This is a genomic window from Glycomyces sp. NPDC021274, from assembly GCF_040641195.1.
Classification (GTDB): domain Bacteria; phylum Actinomycetota; class Actinomycetes; order Mycobacteriales; family Micromonosporaceae; genus Glycomyces.
Genome location: NZ_JBFADC010000004.1, coordinates 43,489 through 59,900 on the forward strand (window position 1 = coordinate 43,489; position 16,412 = coordinate 59,900).

Annotated in this window: 15 protein-coding genes; 5 read left to right on the plus strand and 10 right to left on the minus strand. The window is 69.5% G+C overall.

The window, feature by feature from the left end; translation table 11 throughout:
- The first annotated feature begins 8 nt into the window (after positions 1–8).
- Positions 9–830 (plus strand): DUF4097 family beta strand repeat-containing protein, encoded by an 822-nt coding sequence (locus tag AB0I03_RS11085; RefSeq protein WP_360410101.1) that lies wholly within the window; start codon positions 9–11, stop codon positions 828–830.
- Between the two features lie 91 nt (positions 831–921).
- Here AB0I03_RS11085 and AB0I03_RS11090 read toward each other — a convergent pair whose 3' ends face one another.
- Entirely contained in the window at positions 922–1,431 is a 510-nt protein-coding gene (locus tag AB0I03_RS11090) for a DUF2752 domain-containing protein (protein ID WP_360410104.1), read from the minus strand.
- A gap of 277 nt (positions 1,432–1,708) precedes the next feature.
- On the opposite strand from AB0I03_RS11090, the gene AB0I03_RS11095 reads away from it, so the two are divergent.
- Positions 1,709–2,395 carry a hypothetical protein gene (locus tag AB0I03_RS11095; protein WP_360410107.1) on the plus strand — a complete coding sequence of 229 codons (687 nt, stop codon included), beginning with the start codon at positions 1,709–1,711 and terminating at the stop codon, positions 2,393–2,395.
- Positions 2,396–2,494: 99 nt separating this feature from the next.
- On the plus strand, positions 2,495–3,394 hold the full coding sequence (locus AB0I03_RS11100; RefSeq protein WP_360410110.1) for a hypothetical protein: 900 nt from the start codon (positions 2,495–2,497) through the stop codon (positions 3,392–3,394).
- A gap of 50 nt (positions 3,395–3,444) precedes the next feature.
- On the opposite strand, the gene dapB is transcribed toward AB0I03_RS11100, so the two are convergent.
- The 6 genes from dapB to AB0I03_RS11130 form a co-directional block, all read right to left on the minus strand.
- Entirely contained in the window at positions 3,445–4,179 is a 735-nt protein-coding gene (dapB, locus tag AB0I03_RS11105; RefSeq protein ID WP_360410113.1) for a 4-hydroxy-tetrahydrodipicolinate reductase, read from the minus strand.
- Complete coding sequence (locus AB0I03_RS11110) at positions 4,176–5,474, minus strand: pitrilysin family protein (RefSeq protein WP_360410116.1); 1,299 nt, start codon at positions 5,472–5,474, stop codon at positions 4,176–4,178. Before AB0I03_RS11110 ends, dapB begins: the two co-directional genes overlap by 4 nt.
- On the minus strand, positions 5,475–7,919 hold the full coding sequence (locus AB0I03_RS11115; RefSeq protein WP_360410119.1) for a polyribonucleotide nucleotidyltransferase: 2,445 nt from the start codon (positions 7,917–7,919) through the stop codon (positions 5,475–5,477).
- Positions 7,920–8,254: 335 nt separating this feature from the next.
- On the minus strand, positions 8,255–8,530 hold the full coding sequence (gene rpsO, locus AB0I03_RS11120; protein WP_270114460.1) for a 30S ribosomal protein S15: 276 nt from the start codon (positions 8,528–8,530) through the stop codon (positions 8,255–8,257).
- 85 nt (positions 8,531–8,615) lie between these two features.
- Complete coding sequence (locus AB0I03_RS11125) at positions 8,616–9,557, minus strand: bifunctional riboflavin kinase/FAD synthetase (protein ID WP_360410123.1); 942 nt, start codon at positions 9,555–9,557, stop codon at positions 8,616–8,618.
- Between the two features lie 82 nt (positions 9,558–9,639).
- The gene (locus tag AB0I03_RS11130; protein WP_360410126.1) at positions 9,640–9,876 is read right to left on the minus strand and encodes a hypothetical protein; all 237 of its coding nucleotides are present in this window, start codon (positions 9,874–9,876) and stop codon (positions 9,640–9,642) included.
- 251 nt (positions 9,877–10,127) lie between these two features.
- Here AB0I03_RS11130 and AB0I03_RS11135 point away from each other — a divergent pair, with 251 nt between their 5' ends.
- A complete protein-coding gene (locus AB0I03_RS11135; RefSeq protein ID WP_360410129.1) occupies positions 10,128–11,237 on the plus strand; it encodes a phospholipase D-like domain-containing protein in 1,110 nt (369 codons plus the stop codon).
- A 46-nt stretch (positions 11,238–11,283) separates the two neighbouring features.
- Here the strand turns inward: AB0I03_RS11135 and AB0I03_RS11140 are convergent, their stop codons facing one another.
- The 3 genes from AB0I03_RS11140 to AB0I03_RS11150 all read right to left on the minus strand — a co-directional run bounded on the left by AB0I03_RS11140 (position 11,284) and on the right by AB0I03_RS11150 (position 14,683).
- Entirely contained in the window at positions 11,284–12,237 is a 954-nt protein-coding gene (locus tag AB0I03_RS11140) for a carbohydrate ABC transporter permease (protein WP_360410132.1), read from the minus strand.
- Positions 12,234–13,208 carry a sugar ABC transporter permease gene (locus tag AB0I03_RS11145; RefSeq protein WP_360410135.1) on the minus strand — a complete coding sequence of 325 codons (975 nt, stop codon included), beginning with the start codon at positions 13,206–13,208 and terminating at the stop codon, positions 12,234–12,236. Before AB0I03_RS11145 ends, AB0I03_RS11140 begins: the two co-directional genes overlap by 4 nt.
- 125 nt (positions 13,209–13,333) lie before the next feature.
- Entirely contained in the window at positions 13,334–14,683 is a 1,350-nt protein-coding gene (locus AB0I03_RS11150) for an ABC transporter substrate-binding protein (RefSeq protein ID WP_360410138.1), read from the minus strand.
- A gap of 320 nt (positions 14,684–15,003) precedes the next feature.
- On the opposite strand from AB0I03_RS11150, the gene AB0I03_RS11155 reads away from it, so the two are divergent.
- Positions 15,004–16,350, plus strand: a complete 1,347-nt coding sequence (locus tag AB0I03_RS11155) for a GH1 family beta-glucosidase (RefSeq protein WP_360410141.1) — start codon at positions 15,004–15,006, stop codon at positions 16,348–16,350.
- The last annotated feature ends 62 nt before the right edge of the window (positions 16,351–16,412 follow it).

The window sequence follows — 16,412 nt, forward strand, 5'->3', positions numbered from 1 at the left end:
CACCGAGCATGAACGAGTACACCGAATTCACCCATGACGGCCCGATCACGGCGGCGATCACCCTCGCCGACGGCTCGGTCACCGTCACCGCCCACGAGCTCGACACGGTGCTCGTGGAGGTCAAGCCCGCGCAGCGCCGCACCGAGGGGGACGCCGACGCCGCCGACCTGGCGCGCGTCGAGTTCGAGAACGGGCACCTGCGCGTCGTGGCCCCTGAGAAGGCGCAGAACTGGTTCTTCCGCAAGGAGATCGGCGTCCACCTCGCGGTGAAGGTGCCGGTCCGCTCGGAGATCTCGGTGAAGACGACTTCGGCGCCGATCAGCCTGCACGGCAAGCTCGGCGCGGTCTCGATCAACACGGTCGCCGGCTCGGCGACGGTGGAGAACGCGACCAGCGTCCGCGCGAACACCGTCTCGGGTTCGATCAGCGTCATCGACGCGGTCGAGGACTTCCGTGCGAACACCGCTTCGGGCCAGGTGCGGGCCGACCACGTCGGCGGGGACTTCTCCGCGAAGACGGTGGCCGGTTCGATCACGGCCGAGCGGCTCGACTCGAACGCGAACGTGAACACGCTCTCGGGCGGGATCGAGCTGAGCGCGCTGCGCTCCGGTTCGGTCAAGGCGAACACGGTCTCGGGGCGCATCAGCCTCGGCGTGATCCCGGGGACGGACATCTGGGTCGACCTGGACGCCAAGGCGGGCTCGGTCACCTCGGAGCTGGCCACGGGCGACACCTCGCCGGCCCCGTCGAGCACCGGCACGAGCCTGGAAGTGCGGGCCCGCTCGGTCTCGGGCGACATCTACCTGCACCGCGCGAGCGCTTACGCGTAACAGCTGCAACCCAACACCCGAGTGAGGCCCGGCCGCACTGTGCACCTGCTCGCCTTGCGAGCGTCGGCGCAGTCGGCCGGGCCTTTTCTGCTCATACGTAGAAGAAGCTGAACGGCTCCCACGGCAGGTTGCGGGCGATGAAGAAGACGCCCCAGACGATGAGGAACGTCGTGAGGGCGTTCGGGGTGAGGTGGAAGGTCGGGAGCCGCCAGGTGCGGCGCGGGACGAGGCGCGGCAGGGCCCAGGCGAGGTACATCCAGACGAGGAACGGGGCGGCGAAGACGGCCATGAGGTGGTGGCGCGCGGCCTCGGGCAGGTTGAGGGTGGCGAGGTAGTAGAACGCGCGGGTGCCGCCGCAGCCGGGGCAGTCGAAGCCGGTGGCGATCTTGAACAGGCAGGTGCTGGGGCCGGTGTTGTCGGTCGGGTCCGTGGCGACGATCCCGGCCGCGGCGGCCGAGAAGCAGCCGAGGATCGCGAGCGGCGCGAATGCGGGGTGGCCGAACAAGCCCGTGACCCAGCGCTGCACCGGGTTGCCGCGCTTGGGCTCCGGCGGGCTCTGGCCCGGTTCTGACACCAGCGTGGCCTCATCGACTGCGCACACATCGCCTCCTCCCCCACAGCCTAACGGGAACGGCCGAGCGCGCGAGTTCGGCGGGCACGGGGAGAGCCACCGGAGCTCGTTTTCAGGGCCCCCGAAAACAGGGTGGCACGGGGGTACGACATTGCGCCGCTGTGCTCGATACGAAGGCAGGGCGAGAGCAGCTGAGGCTCGTTTCCAGGGCCCCCGGTAACAGGGTGGCACGGGGGTACGACATGCCGCTCCCCCTGAGTCGGTCGAAACCGGTGAATCGGCGCTTTTCCGGGCCTAGGCTCAGGTCATGCTGGGTCTGCACACTCGCCGGGCGGTCGCCGCTGCCGCCGCGCTCGGACTGCTCGTCGCCACCTCCGGGTGCCTCCGGCTCGACCTCGGGCTCCAGGTCCGCCCCGACGACACCGTGGGCGGCGCGTTCACCGCCGCCTGGAGCGACGAGTTCGTGGCCGAAGCCGGCGACGAGGGGCTCGACCAGGCGCAGCTCGACGCGTTCCTCGACGCCCTCCTCGACGGCGTGCCCGGCACCGAGCGCACCCCCTACGACGAGGACGGCTACAGCGGCTACACCGCGACCTTCACCGACCGCCCGCTCGGCGACTTCGCCGAGTTCGGCGGCGACGACTGGGGCTACCTCCGCCTCGACCACACCGGCCGCGAGTACGGCCTCGAAGGCCACTGGGACCTGCGCGCCGCCGGGTTCCTCGACCCCGACGCGTTCGAGGACGCCGAGATCCTCCTCAGCGTCGACTTCCCCGCCCGCGTCACCGAGCACAACGGCACCCTCGAGGGCCGCACCGTCACCTGGACCATGACCCCCGGTGAGGAGTACGACCTCAACGCCACCGCCGTCGAGAACGACGGCGTCGCGTTCCTCATCGCCGGCATCGCATTCCTGCTGGTCGCGTGCGGGCTGCTGTGGCTGTGGCAGTCGCGGCGTTTGCGCCGCCACTCCGTCGGCAACCCGTCAGCGTGAGCCGTTAGCTCCAGCACAAACCGTAGCCGTGTCCCCTACGGCCCGTATTCTGGTGAGCCTGTCGGCATAACGGATCTATAACACCAGCGGGGAGGGCCGGTGACTCAATACGAGTCGAAAAGCAAGGGGCACAAGCAACACGACCCCGGCCTGGAACTGAGCATCGGCCAGGTCCTCGCCGCCGCGGGCGCCACGGTCCTCGGCGCGGTCCTCGCCAAACTCCTCGGCCTCTGGGGCACCCTGGCGGGCACCGCCGTCCTCAGCGTCTGCTCCTCCATCGGCGCCGTCCTCATCCTCCGGGCCATGCGCCGCACCGGCGAGAAGATCAAAGAGCAGATCACCGCGCTCGCGCCCGTCGCCCGAGGCAAGGCCACCGCGGTGACCCGGCCGCTCGGGCCAGGCAGCGTCCAGGCCACCGCGAAGCTCCCCGGCACCGCAGCGGACCCGGACGAGACGGCCGTCCTCGCCGAGCAGCCCGACGCCACCGAACCGCTGGGCGCAGCCGACGCTGCCGGCGGCTCCGACGCCACCAGGCCCTTCGGCACTGCAGACACCGACGAGATCGTGATCCCTGCCGAACCGGCCCCTGAAGGCCACGTCACGAAGACCCAGTCCAACAAGCGGACCCTCGTGGCCATCCTCGTCTCCAGCGTCCTCGTCTTCGCCCTCACCGTCGCCGCCCTCTACCTGCTCGGCGCCCTGACCGGCGACCCCGAGCGGTTCGTGAGCGACGGCCCCGAGACCATCATCATCGAGACCCACGTCGAGAGCGAGAGCCCCGAGAGCCCGACGACCTCCGTGGCGCCCAGCGAATCGGCGTCCCCGAGCGAGTCCGCCACCTCCGAGTCGCCCTCACCGAGCACCTCCCCCAGCGAGTCCGCGACGACCGATTCGCCCAGCGCGTCGCCCACGCCCGACGCCGGGTCCGGCGGCACCGAGGAGACCGCCAGCCCCACCCCGCAGGACGACACCGTCAGCGAAAGCCCCGCCACCGAGTAGCAGAGACGAGAAAAGGGCCCGCCTTTCGGCGGGCCCTTCGTCATTGAGCGCTAGTCGAGCAGGTCGTCCAGGCCCACCGTGAGGCCCGGGCGCTTCACGACCTCGCGCACCGCCAGCAGCACGCCGGGCATGAACGAGGCCCGGTCGAGCGAGTCGTGGCTGATCGCGAACCGCTCGCCGGGGCCGCCGAAGCGCACCTCCTGGCTCGCGACATAGCCCGCCGAGCGGACCGCGTGGATGCGCACCCCGTCGATCTCGGCACCGCGCGCACCCTGCGGGTCCGTCTCGGTCGCGTCCGGCATGTCCGGCAGCTCGGCCTCGGCGCGGGCCGCCGCGATCACGCGCGCAGTGTGCACGGCCGTGCCCGAAGGCGCGTCGACCTTGCGCGGGTGGTGCGACTCGATGATCTCCGCCGAGTCGAAGTGCTTGGCGGCCTTCGCCGCGAACTGCATCATCAGCACCGCTCCGATCCCGAAGTTCGGGGCGATCACGGAGCCGACCTCGGGGTCCGCCGCGATGATCTCGCGGGCGGCCTCCAGGCGCTTCGCGTCGAAGCCCGACACGCCGACCACGGTGTGGATGCCGTGGTCGACGCACCACTCCAGATTGCCCATCACGACGTCCGGCAGCGTGAAGTCCACGACCACGTCGACGCCGGTGAGGGCGTCCAGCGCCTCGTCGCGACCCACGGTCGCCGCCAGTTCCATGTCCTCGGCGGCGTCCACCGCCTCGCACACGGCCTTGCCCATGCGGCCGTGCGCGCCGAGCACACCCACCTTGATCATGCGAAATCCTTCTGGTCGAACGGCCCCACGGCCACGGTCGTCATCGGCTGCGTGAGGATCTCGGCGGCCACCGCCTTCATCTGATCGACGGTCACCGCCTCGATGTCGGCGATGTCCCGCTCCAGGCTCGTGTGCTCGCCGTACAGCAGCTCCTCGCGGCCCAGCGCGTTCATGCGCGAACCGGAGTCCTCCATCGCGAGCACCATGCCGCCCTTGCTCATGCCCTGGCCGCGCCGCAGCTCCGCCTCGGTGACGCCTTCGGCGGCCACCTTCGCGAGCTCGGCGAGCACCAGGTCCCGGACCTGGTGGACCCGGTCGGGGTTGGAGCCGGCGTAGACGCCGAACATGCCGGTGTCCGCGAAGTACGTCGAGAACGAGTACACCGTGTACGCCAGGCCGCGCTGCTCGCGCACCGACTGGAACAGCCGCGAGGACATGCCGCCGCCGAGGATGTTGTTCAGCACCTCGAAGGCGTCCTTGCGGTGGTCGTGCCGCGAGAACAGGCGGCAGCCGACCACCAGGTGCGCCTGCTCGGTGTCGTGGTGCTCCACCATGAGCGGCACCGGCGCGGGCAGCAGGTCGTCGTCGTGGCGGCGCTGGCGCGGCACTTCGGCGCCGCCCAGGATCGGCGCGAACGCCTCCGCCACGAGCTTCACGGTCTCGGCGTGGTCGACCCCGCCCGCCGCGCACACCGTCAGGTTCGGGGCCCGGTAGTGCTCGCGGTAGAAGTCGAAGATCTGGTCGCGGGTGAGCGCCCGGACGGTGTCAGGGTCGCCGGCGATGTCCCGGCCCAGGGCCCCCTCGCCGAACAGCGCCAGCGAGAACAGCTCGTGCACGACATCGGACGGCTCGTCGGCGGACGCGGCGATCTCCTCGAGGATCACGTCGCGCTCGACCTCGACGTCGGCGGGGGTCACGAGCGAGTTGCACATGGCGTCGCCGAGCACGTCGACGGCCATCGGCAGGTCGTCGTCGAGCACGCGCGCGTAGAAGCAGGTCAGCTCCCGCGCGGTGTACGCGTTCGACTCGCCGCCGACGGCCTCCACGGCCTCGGCGATCTCCGTGGCGGTGCGCTTCTCGGTGCCCTTGAACAGCAGGTGCTCCAGGAAGTGCGAGACGCCGGCGAGCTCGGGGGCCTCGTCGCGGGACCCCACGCCGACCCACACGCCCACCGAGGCGGAGCGCATGGTCGGGACGGATTCGGTGAGCACACGCAAACCGCCGGGCAGCACGGTCACTCGGACCGTGCCGCCCAGCGGATCGTCAATCAGCGTGTGAGTCTGGGGTCGACTCATCTACTCTTCCGAGCCTCCGCCTTCGTCGCTGCGGCGGGTGCGGCGACGACGGCGCTCGCCGTCGCTGCCGGCGCCACCGGAGGCCGCGGGGCGCTCACTGCGCTCGCCGCCACCGGAACGCTCACCGGAGCGCTCGCGGTCACGGCGCGGGCCGCGGTCACCGCGATCGCCCCGGTCCCCGCGGGAGTCCCCGCGGGACTCCTTGCGCTCGGCCGGGCGGCCCTTCTTGTACCCCTCGGGCTCCTGGCCCTCCGGGTACACCTTGTCCAGGTAGATCTTGCCGCGGTTGTCGATGTCGCCGATCTCGACCTCGACCTTGTCGCCGACGCCCAGCACGTCCTCGACCCGCTCGACGCGCTTGCCGTCGCCGACCTTCGAGATGTGCAGGAGGCCGTCGCGGCCCGGCGTCAGCGAGATGAACGCGCCGAAGTCGGTGGTCTTGACGACCGTGCCGAGGAACCGGTCCCCCACGTTCGGGAGGGTCGGGTTCGCGATCGCGTTGATCGTCTCGACCGCGGCCTGAGCGGCCTCGCCGTTCTCCGCCGACACGTAGATCGTGCCGTCGTCCTCGACGGTGATGTCCGCGCCCGTGTCGTCCTGGATCTGGTTGATCGTCTGGCCCTTCGGGCCGATGATCGCGCCGATCTTGTCCACGGGGATCTTCAGCGTGGTGATGCGCGGCGCGGTCGGCGCCAGCTCACCGGGCTCGCTGATCGCGTCGAGCATGACGTCGAGGATCGCGTGGCGGGCGTCGTTCGCCTGCTGCAGCGCCTGGGCCAGCACGTCCGACGGCAGGCCGTCGAGCTTCGTGTCCAGCTGCAGGGCCGTCACGAACTCGGCGGTGCCGGCGACCTTGAAGTCCATGTCGCCGTAAGCGTCCTCGGCGCCGAGGATGTCGGTCAGCGTGACGTACTTGGTCTCGCCGTCGACCTCCTCGGAGATGAGGCCCATCGCGATGCCCGCGACGGGGGCCTTGATCGGCACGCCGGCGTTCATGAGCGACATCGTGGACGCGCAGACCGAGCCCATCGAGGTCGAACCGTTGGACGCGAGCGCCTCGGAGACCTGGCGGATCGCGTACGGGAACTCCTCGCGGGTCGGCAGCACCGGCACGAGGGCGCGCTCGGCGAGCGCGCCGTGGCCGATCTCGCGGCGCTTGGGCGAGCCCACGCGGCCGGTCTCACCGGTCGAGTACGGCGGGAAGTTGTAGTTGTGCATGTAGCGCTTCTTGCTGACCGGCGACAGCGTGTCGATGGCCTGCTCCATGCGCAGCATGTTCAGCGTGGTGACACCCATGATCTGGGTCTCGCCGCGCTCGAACAGGGCCGAGCCGTGGACGCGCGGCAGGATGCCCGCCTCGGCCGCGAGCGGCCGGATGTACGCGGGCAGGCGGCCGTCGATGCGGACGCCCTCGCTGATGACGCGCTTGCGGACCAGCTTCTTGGTGAGCGAGCGCAGCGAGGCGCCCAGCTCGGCCTCGCGGCCTTCGAAGTCCGCGCCGAGCTTCTCGAGCATGACCGACTTGACGCGGTCGAGCTCGTTCTGGCGGTCGGTCTTGTCGGCGATCTGCAGCGCCTGGTCGAGCTCGGCCGAGACGGCCGCTTCGACGGCGGCGTACGCGTCGTCCTGGTAGTCCAGGAAGCGCGGGTAGTCGGCCTGCGGCTTCGCGGCGACCTTGGCCAGTTCGGCCTGGGCGCGCACGAGCTCGGCGATGACCGGCTTGGCGGCCTCGAGGCCGCTCGCGACGACCTCTTCGGTGGGCTTGGTGCCGCCGGCCGCGATGAGGCCGATGGCGCCCGCGGTGGCCTCGGCTTCGACCATCATGATCGCGACGTCGCCCGAGTCCAGGACCCGGCCGGTGACGATCATGTCGAAGGTGGCCTTCTCGATCTGCTCCAGGGTCGGGAACGCGACCCAGGTGCCGTCGATGAGGACGATGCGGGTCGAGCCCAGCGGGCCCGAGAAGGGCAGGCCGGCGAGCTGGGTCGACATGGAGGCGCCGTTCATGGCGACCACGTCGTACTCGTCGCGGGCGTCGACCGAGAGGATCGTGCCGATGACCTGGACCTCGTTGCGCAGACCCGACACGAAGGACGGGCGCAGGCCGCGGTCGATCAGGCGGCAGATGAGGATGGCGTTCTCGCTCGGGCGTCCCTCGCGGCGGAAGAACGAGCCGGGAATGCGCCCGGCGGCGTACATCCGCTCCTCGATGTCCACGGTCAGCGGGAAGAAGTCGAAGTGGTCCTTCGGGTTCTTCGAGGCGGACGTGGTCGAGAGGACGACGGTGTCGTCCATCTGGACGATCGCGGAGCCGTGGGCCAGCTTGGCCAGGCGGCCGGTGCTGAAGACGATCTTGCGGGTGCCGAAGGCGCCGTTGTCGATCACGGCGGTGGCGTGGTGCTCCCCGAGGTTGAAGGCCTCGGGTGTCCGTTGGTTATCGGACATAGAGTGTCGATCTCCTTTTGCAGTGCAGCGCACTGCGTCGTTCGGAATGCGGCTCGCCGGCGCGCTTTTCCGGTCTTCGATCGAAGCACTCGGAAGCTCGGCCCCGCTTCAAGCGGGACGTTCCGGATGCCACTACCGAGGACCGGGGCGGTCTTTGGCGGGCCGCGCCGCGCCTCCCTGAGGCGCTGCGGTCGAGCGTGTGCTCAATCCCCACCATACGTTATCCGGCCGACGCGGCGGCACAGGCGAAGCAAAAGTGAGCCGGGACAGGCACTCGGACGGGGTAGGCGAAAGGGAGCGTCCCAGGCGGGACGCTCCCTTTCTGCAAGTCGCGATTAAGCGTTGTCGCGGATGCCGAGCTTCTCGATGAGCGCACGGTAGCGCGTGATGTCTTCCTTCTTCAGGTACTTGAGGAGGCGGCGGCGCTTGCCGACCAGGAGGAGCAGGCCACGACGCGAGTGGTGGTCGTGCTTGTGCTCCTGCACGTGGGCGGTGAGCTCGCGGATGCGGGTCGTCAGGATCGCGACCTGGACGTCGGTGGAACCCGAGTCGCCCTCACTGGTCGCGTACTCCTTGATGATCGCGGCCTTCTTTTCAGCGTCGAGCGCCATGTTCGAACACCCTTTCATGGTTACGGCCAACCCGCGGTGTCGAGCAGGCTGGTCAGTTGCAGAACCTGTCCAGGCTAACAGGGCGTCAGCCCAGGTCCAAAGCCCGGCGGGTGTCTGCGACGTCGGTCTCGATCTGCTTGATGAGCGGTTCGAGGCCGTCGAAGGTGATCTGGCCGCGCAGCCGCTCGGTGAAGTCGAGCCGGACGTGCTCGCCGTAGAGGTCGCCGTCGAAGTCGAGCAGGTGCGCCTCGACCGTGCGCGCGGTGCCCTCGAAGGTGGGGTTCGTGCCGACGCTGATCGCGGCGGCGTGGCGGTGCGAGTCGCGGTCGGCGTGATGCTGGAACCAGCCCGCGTACACCCCGTCCGCGGGGATCGCCGCGCCCGGCGTCCACTCGATGTTCGCGGTCGGGAAGCCCAGGGCGGTCCCGCCGCGCCCGGCCCCGTGGACCACCGTGCCCTCGATGCCGTGGTCGCGTCCGAGCAGCACCGCCGCACCGGCCACGTCGCCCGCGGCGATGAGGCCGCGCACGCGGGTCGAGGAGAAGACCTCCTCGTCGGAGGTCAGGGTCTGCGGCAGGACCTCGAAGTCGTACTCCTCGCCCAGTTCGGCGAGTCGCTTGACGTCGCCGGCGGCCTTGTGGCCGAAGCGCCAGTTCTCGCCGACGACCACGGCCTTGGCGTGCAGGCCGCCCACGAGGACGTGCCGCACGAAGTACTCCGGGCTCAGCTGCGAGAGCTCCTTGGTGAACGGCAGCACGCACACCGCGTCGACGCCGAGCGCGCCGAGCAGTTCGATGCGCCGCTCGATGCCGGTGAGCTGCGACGGCATCGCGTGCGGTGCGACCACGGCGGTCGGATGGGGATCGAAGGTGACGACGACGCAGCGGGCCTCGCGCTCGGCTGCGGCCTTGACGGCGGTGCGGACGAGGGCCGCGTGGCCGCGGTGCACGCCGTCGAACACGCCGATGGCGATCACTGAGGCGGGCCAGCCCTCGGGGGTCGCGTCTATTCCACGCCAGGTTTCCACGGTCCCGATCTTGCCACTCCCGCAACGCGGACGGCGCCGTGACGGGGCGGCAGTGATGCAAGCGTGTTCCAGCGCGGCGGGCCTAGAGCATCAGCGACTGCTCCGCGTTGCCGCCCGAGGCGAAGATGAGGAGCAGCAGCACTCCCACGGCCACCACCAGCAGCATGCCGATGAGCAGCCAGCCGCTCGCGGGCTCGGCCAGCCGCGGCTGCTCCTCGGCGAGGAAGTGCGGTTCCGGGTGCTCGGCGGTCTGCTTGGCCTGTTCGGCGAGGTCCCTGCGGAATTCCTCGGGCAGTTCTCCTGCGGCGCTCATACTCATGATGACTCCTGACTGCACTGGTCGAATCGGCACTGCGAGTTTGGGGACCTCCATTGATTGTTGAGAAATCGTCGGGTATCCGACTGTCGTTTCCAGGAATCCGCCTGACAACGACCCCATTTCACCCTCGTGGAAATTACACGGCCGTGACCGCCCTACCATGCGAAACGTCCGGTACCCGCCCGAAAACCCGCCACCGCCCCGAACCCGTGCCATGTTCATGTCTCAGGCAACCGCAGAAGGAGACCGGCATGAACCGGAGCATCATCGCCCTGGCGGCGGCGGGCGCGCTGCTCGCGGCCCTGACGGTGACCGTCTCGGCCGAAGCCGATGCGACGGGCACCGGCTGCGCCAGGACCGGCAGCTACACGATGTGCGGCACGGACCCCAACGGCGCCAAGGACACCGCGATCGTCAGTGAGATCGTTCAGCAGGTCGACGCGACCGGGGCGGGCGACACGATCCGCGCCGCCGCCTACCAGTGGACACTCGACCCGCCGGTGGCGGCGCTGGCGAATGCGATGGTCGCCGCCGAGCAGCGCGGCGTGGACGTGCAGGCCGTGATCGGCACCCGCTCCGACAGGCCGGCGGCGAACGACCCGGTGATCGGCAAGCTCAGGGCCGCCGGGGTGAAGGTCCGCCAGTGCTCCGGCTCCTGCCTGCCGAACGCGAACGGGACCCGCAAGGGCCCCATGCACAACCGGTTCTTCCTCATCGAGCACGGCGGCGCGCCCACAGTGCTGGTGACGAGCTTCAACTTCACGTGGTCGCAGACGACACAGGCGCACAACCTCCTCGGCGTCCACGGCGATCGGGACCTGTTCGACTTCTACACGTCGTACTGGAACCGGCTGTACGCCGGGAACTGGGACGGCTGGACCGACAAGCACAAGAGCACCACGGGGAGCCTGGCGCGGGCGTGGGTGTTCTCGCGCGGGAGCGATGCGGTAGCCGACCAGCTCGCGGAGATCACCGCGTGCGCCTCGGGCGACCGGGTGCTGGTGGCACACGCGAACTTCCAGTCGAACCGCCCGGCCGTGCGCACCGAGCTCGACCGGATCCAGGGCCTGGGCTGCACGGTGCGGGTGGTGGTGCTCGACGCGGAGACGTCGAGTCCGCGGTGGGTCGAGGAGAAGCTCGGATCGCGGAACGTGAAGGTGCATGACGCGCACCGGAACAAGTACATCGTCGCGGAGGCGGGCTTCGGCGGCGAGCACCGGGCGGTGGTGTGGACCGGGACGCACAACCTCAACGGGAACGGCCTGAAGCACGCCGACGACAACGTGCTGCGGGTCGCGAACCAGGGCGTGGCCGACCGCTACGCGCAGCACTTCCAGCGCTTGTGGAACGAGGGCAGGTAGACCGGAAGGGAGGGGCCTCGCGGCCCCTCCCTCCTTTTCGGTCTCGCTAGCCCTTGACCGAACCCGCCAGCAGCCCGCGCACGAAGTAGCGCTGGAGCAGCAGGAACACCAGGAGCGGCACGATGATCGCGAGGAAGCCCGCCGCCGGCAGGCGGGTCCAGTTGTTGCCCCAGCTGCCGGCCATGTCGCCGAGGACCGCGGTGAGCGGCCGGGTGGCCTCGCCGCCGCCGAAGGTGCGGCCGACGAGGAAGTCGTTCCACACCCACAGGAACTGGAAGATCGCGATGGACGCGATCGCCGGGGTCACCAGCGGCAGGACCACCTTGCGGAAGATCTGCGAGTGGGTGGCGCCGTCGATCCGGGCGGCCTCCATGACGTCGCCCGGGAGCTCCCGCATGAAGTTGTGCAGCAGGAAGATCGCCAGCGGCAGCCCGAAGATCGCGTGGGCGATCCAGACTTGCACGATCGTGTTCACGCCCTCGAGCTCCCAGGCGGGCGTGATGGTCACGCCGCCGATGTGGAGGCCCTTGCTGAAGAACGACAGCAGCGGGATGAGCGCCATCTGGAGCGGGACGACCTGCAGCGCGAAGATCGCGATGTACAGGAAGTTCCGGCCCTTGAAGTTGATCCAGGACAGCGCGTAGGCCGCCATGGCGGCGAACACCACCGGTATGACCACGCCGGGGATGGTGATGACGATCGTGTTGATGAGGTTGCGGATGAGCCCGCCGCCCTGCGTGTTCGAGTACAGGACGTAGTTGTAGGTCTCCAGTGTGGCCGAGCCCGGATCGGTGAAGAACATCCACCAGCCGGTCTCGTTGATGTCGTCCTCGGGACGCAGCGAGGAGATGAAGAGCCCGGCGGTCGGGATCGTCCACAGTGCTGCGATGACGAGGGCGATGACGCTGGCGAGGCGGCTGGAGAGGACGCGGCGCAGGCGCTGGCCGCGGGTCTCGCCGATCCGGGAGGCCTGCTCCTGCGCGGTGGTGTCGACGCTCATCGGGTCTCCAGTTCCTGGCGGCGCATGTTGCGCACCTGGTAGATGACGACGGGGATGACGAGCGCGAACAGCAGCACTGCCATCGTGGCGCCGCGTCCGTCGTTGCCGAGCCGGAAGGCCTGGTCCCACATGTTGTGGGCGAGGACGTCGGTGCCCTGGTGGCCGCCGGTCATGGCCCGCACGATGTCGAAGAGCTTCAGCGTGGCGATGAAGACGGTGACCGCGACGACCACGATGGCCGAGCGGATCGACGGGACGGTGACCTTCCAGAAGATCTGCGAGGGGCTGGCCCCGTCGATGCGGGCGGCCTCGACGATCTCGGTGGGCACGCCCTTGAGGGCCGCCGAGAGGACGACGGTCGCGAAGCCGACCTCGATCCAGACGAGGACGACCATGAGCAGGAGGTTGTTCCACGGGTTCACGGTGAGCCAGTTGACCGGGTCGGCGCCGAACCAGACGAGGACCTGGTTGGCGAGCCCGATCTGGTCGCCCGAGCGGTCGTACTCGTAGACGAGCTTCCAGATGATGGAGGCGCCCACGAAGGAGATGCCCATGGGCAGGAACACGAGGGCCTTGTAGACGCGCTCGCCTCTGCGGCCGTCGATGAGGACGGCGTAGACGAGGCCGACCACGGTGGACACCAGCGGGACGATGACGATCCACATGACGGTGTTGATGAGGACCCTGAGGGCGTCCGGGTCGGTGACGGCCCAGGTGTAGTTGTCGACGCCCACGAACTGCGAGCCGTCGCCGGAGTAGAACGACATGGCGACGGTGCGGATGGCGGGGTAGACGAGGCCGACCACGAGGAACAGGACGGCGGGGGCGAGGAACACGAGGGCGACCGCGCGGCTGCGGTCGCGCCGCGAGGCGAGTTCGGCGAGGCCGTAGAGGCCCAGTAGGACCGCCGCGAAGGCGACCAGGCCGACGCCCAGGAGGCCGAAGCGGTCGGTGTAATCGGAGATGTCCACGTTGTGCGACTCCAGTTGTCTGTGCAGCGCCCGTCGGCGGCTTGCGCTGCGCCGCGGGTGCAATGGGGCCGAGCGGGACCGGTGGGGTCCCGCTCGGCTTCATCTACGTCTGCGCAGGCGGCAGGCTACTGCGGCCAGGAGGCTTCGATGTCGTCGGCCATCTGCTGCGCGGTCTTCGCGCCGTCGGCCCATTCGACGATGCCGGTCCAGAAGGACGAGGCGCCGACCTCACCGGGCATGAGGTCCGAGCCGTCGAAGCGGACGGTGACGGCCGGGTCGGTCAGGATCTCGGTGGCGTACACGTTGACGGGCGTGGTGGCGACCGACGGGTCGACGCCCTGCTGGGCGGTGCTCCACGGGCCGGTCTGCAGGCGGGTGCTGTGGTACAGCTCCGACGCCAGGAACTGGCGGGTGGCCTCGGTGGCCTCGGAGTCGGAGAACGCGGCCACGAACTCGCCGCCGACGAGCATGGTGTTGGCGGCCGGGTCGGTCTCGGGGAACTGGAAGGCGAACACGTCGCCGTCCTCGGCGACCTCGGTGTCCTCAGGCCACATGGCGCCGTAGAAGGAGGCCATGCGGTAGAACGCGCACTCGTTGTTCAGGATCGGGTGCCCGCCGGTCTGGAACGCGGTGGAGCTGATCGTGTCCGGCCCGTTGAAGACGTACTCCTCGTTCTGCAGGACCGTGCCGGCCTTCTCGATCGCGGCGACGATCCGCGCGTCGTTGAACGGGATCTCGTGGTTGACCCACTGGTCGTACAGGTCGGTGCCCTCGCGCAGGACGATGTCCTCGATCCAGTCGGTGCCCGGCCATCCGGTGGCGCCGCCCGATTCGAAGCCGGCGCACCACGGGGTGATCCCGGAGGCGGCGATCGTGTCGGAGAGGGTGATCAGCTCGTCCCACGTGGTGGGGACGGTGTAGTTGTTGTCGGCGAAGAACTGCGGCGAGTACCAGATGAACGACTTGGCGTTCGCCGAGTTCGGCGCGGCGTAGAGCGTGCCGTCGATGGTGCCGTATTCGAGCCAGTCGGGGCTCCAGCCCTCGGTGGCGAGCGCGGAGAGCTCCGGCGAGGCCGCGATGAGGTCGTCCTTGAAGTTGGACATGAGGCCGGGCTGCGGGAAGAGCGCGATGCTCGGCGCGGTGCCGCCGTCGACGCGGACCTTCATGTCGGCCTCGAACTGGCCGGTGCCCTCGTACTCGATGTTGATGCCGGTGCACTCTTCGAAGTAGTGCCAGCCGGCCTGCATCTCGTCGGCCTCCTGGTCGAGGATGGAGCCGAAGATGGTGACGGTCTCGTCCTCGAAGTCGCCGTAGGAGTCGTACTGCGCGCAGTCCTCGGCGGCCGCGGGGATCTCACCGCGGATGTTGAAGTTCTCCTGGTCGTTCCCCTCGTCGGGGGCGCCGCACGCCGTCACGGCGATCGCGGTGGCGCTGGCGGCAGCCGCAAGGCAGGATATTCTTCGCGTCTTGCTCATCGGGGTTTCCCTCTCTTCGCAGGTGTTGGTGCCCCCGGCGAGTCCGACTGCCTCCCTGTCCCTGCCTGCGGGGAACCGCTCTCACTGGTTCCGCCCCAGGTCGGGACTGCCTCACCCGCCGTTGGAACGACGCTGGCAATGGTGCTCTGGGTAACACTGATTGTCAAGTGTGCATTGCTGAATCGTTACCGGGTGGGATTGGATCGATATCTGTCGGCACCCAGTTAATGGGAGCGATACCAATGACGTATCATTCCGAGGCCCGGCAACCTCCTGCTGTTACAGAAGTACAGCCGAATAGTTCGCGAAAGGTGCGACCGATGACGCAGCTGACCTTCCCCCAGGGCTTCCTGTGGGGGACCGCCACGGCCTCCTACCAGATCGAGGGCGCGGCGACCGAGGACGGCCGGGGCCAGTCCATCTGGGACACGTTCTCCGCCACCCCCGGCAAGACCTGGCGCGGCCAGTCCGGGGCCGTCGCCTGCGACCACTACCACCGCGTCGACGAGGACATCGCGCTGATGACCTCCCTCGGCGTCGACACCTACCGGTTCTCCATCGCATGGCCGCGCATCCAGCCCGACGGCACCGGCCCGGCCAACCCCAAGGGCCTGGACTTCTACGACCGCCTCGTCGACAAGCTCGTGGCCGCCGGTATCAAGCCGATGCCCACGCTCTACCACTGGGACCTCCCGCAGACGTTCGAGGACCGCGGCGGCTGGCCCGCCCGCGAGACCGCCGAGCGCTTCGGCGACTACGCCGCCATCGTCGGCGCGCGCCTCTCCGACCGCGTCCACACCTGGTGGACCCTCAACGAGCCGTGGTGCTCGGCCTTCCTCGGCTACGGCAACGGCCACCACGCGCCCGGCCGCACCGAGCCCGCCGCCGCGCTGGCCGCCGTGCACCACCTCAACCTCGCGCACGGCCTCGCCGTGCAGTCGCTGCGCGCCGCCGGGGCCGACCAGGTCTCGATCGTGCTCAACCCGACCCAGTGCCGCGGCGAAGAAGAGGCCGTGCGGGTCGTGGACGGCATCGCGAACCGGGTCTTCTTCGACCCGATCCTGCGCGGCCAGTACCCCGCCGACGTCATCGAGCGCACCCAGCACCACACCGACTGGTCCTTCGTCCAGGACGGCGACCTCGCGCAGATCAACCAGCCGATCGACGTCCTCGGCGTCAACTACTACAGCCCGACCTGGCTGCGCGCCAACCCGGACGAGCCGGAGAGCGAGGTCGGCCCCGGCACGATCGGCGTCGAGACCTACACCCCCGAGGGGCTCGACTTCACCGACATGGGCTGGGCCGTCGACGCCACGGGCCTGACGGACCTGCTGGTGCGCATCCACAAGGACTACGGCGTCCCCACGATGATCACCGAGAACGGCGCGGCCTACCCGACCGGGCCGAGCGAGGACGGCGAGGTCCACGACGACGAGCGCGTCGCGTACCTGCGCTCGCACATCGCGGCCGTCCACGACGCGATCGAGGCCGGCGCCGACGTGCGCGGCTACACCGCCTGGTCGCTCATGGACAACTTCGAGTGGGCCTTCGGCTACGACAAGCGCTTCGGCATCGTCCACGTCGACTACGCGACCCAGCAGCGCACCCCCAAGGACAGCGCGAAGTTCTACTCCAAGGTCATCGCCGACAACGGCCTGACCAGGTAACGCCAGCGCGGCCCGGAGCGAGCGCACCGCGCGCTCCGGGTCGGCGGCGCGCATCACCGCGC

Excerpts from the sequence above, each read along its gene's own strand:
- AB0I03_RS11085 (WP_360410101.1), top strand. The coding sequence starts at position 9 with ATGAACGAGTACACCGAATTCACCCATGACGGCCCGATCACGGCGGCG.
- AB0I03_RS11095 (WP_360410107.1), top strand. The coding sequence starts at position 1,709 with ATGCTGGGTCTGCACACTCGCCGGGCGGTCGCCGCTGCCGCCGCGCTC.
- dapB (WP_360410113.1), bottom strand. The coding sequence starts at position 4,179 with ATGATCAAGGTGGGTGTGCTCGGCGCGCACGGCCGCATGGGCAAGGCC.
- AB0I03_RS11110 (WP_360410116.1), bottom strand. The coding sequence starts at position 5,474 with ATGAGTCGACCCCAGACTCACACGCTGATTGACGATCCGCTGGGCGGC.
- AB0I03_RS11115 (WP_360410119.1), bottom strand. The coding sequence starts at position 7,919 with ATGTCCGATAACCAACGGACACCCGAGGCCTTCAACCTCGGGGAGCAC.
- rpsO (WP_270114460.1), bottom strand. The coding sequence starts at position 8,530 with ATGGCGCTCGACGCTGAAAAGAAGGCCGCGATCATCAAGGAGTACGCG.
- AB0I03_RS11130 (WP_360410126.1), bottom strand. The coding sequence starts at position 9,876 with ATGAGTATGAGCGCCGCAGGAGAACTGCCCGAGGAATTCCGCAGGGAC.
- AB0I03_RS11135 (WP_360410129.1), top strand. The coding sequence starts at position 10,128 with ATGAACCGGAGCATCATCGCCCTGGCGGCGGCGGGCGCGCTGCTCGCG.
- AB0I03_RS11140 (WP_360410132.1), bottom strand. The coding sequence starts at position 12,237 with ATGAGCGTCGACACCACCGCGCAGGAGCAGGCCTCCCGGATCGGCGAG.
- AB0I03_RS11150 (WP_360410138.1), bottom strand. The coding sequence starts at position 14,683 with ATGAGCAAGACGCGAAGAATATCCTGCCTTGCGGCTGCCGCCAGCGCC.
- AB0I03_RS11155 (WP_360410141.1), top strand. The coding sequence starts at position 15,004 with ATGACGCAGCTGACCTTCCCCCAGGGCTTCCTGTGGGGGACCGCCACG.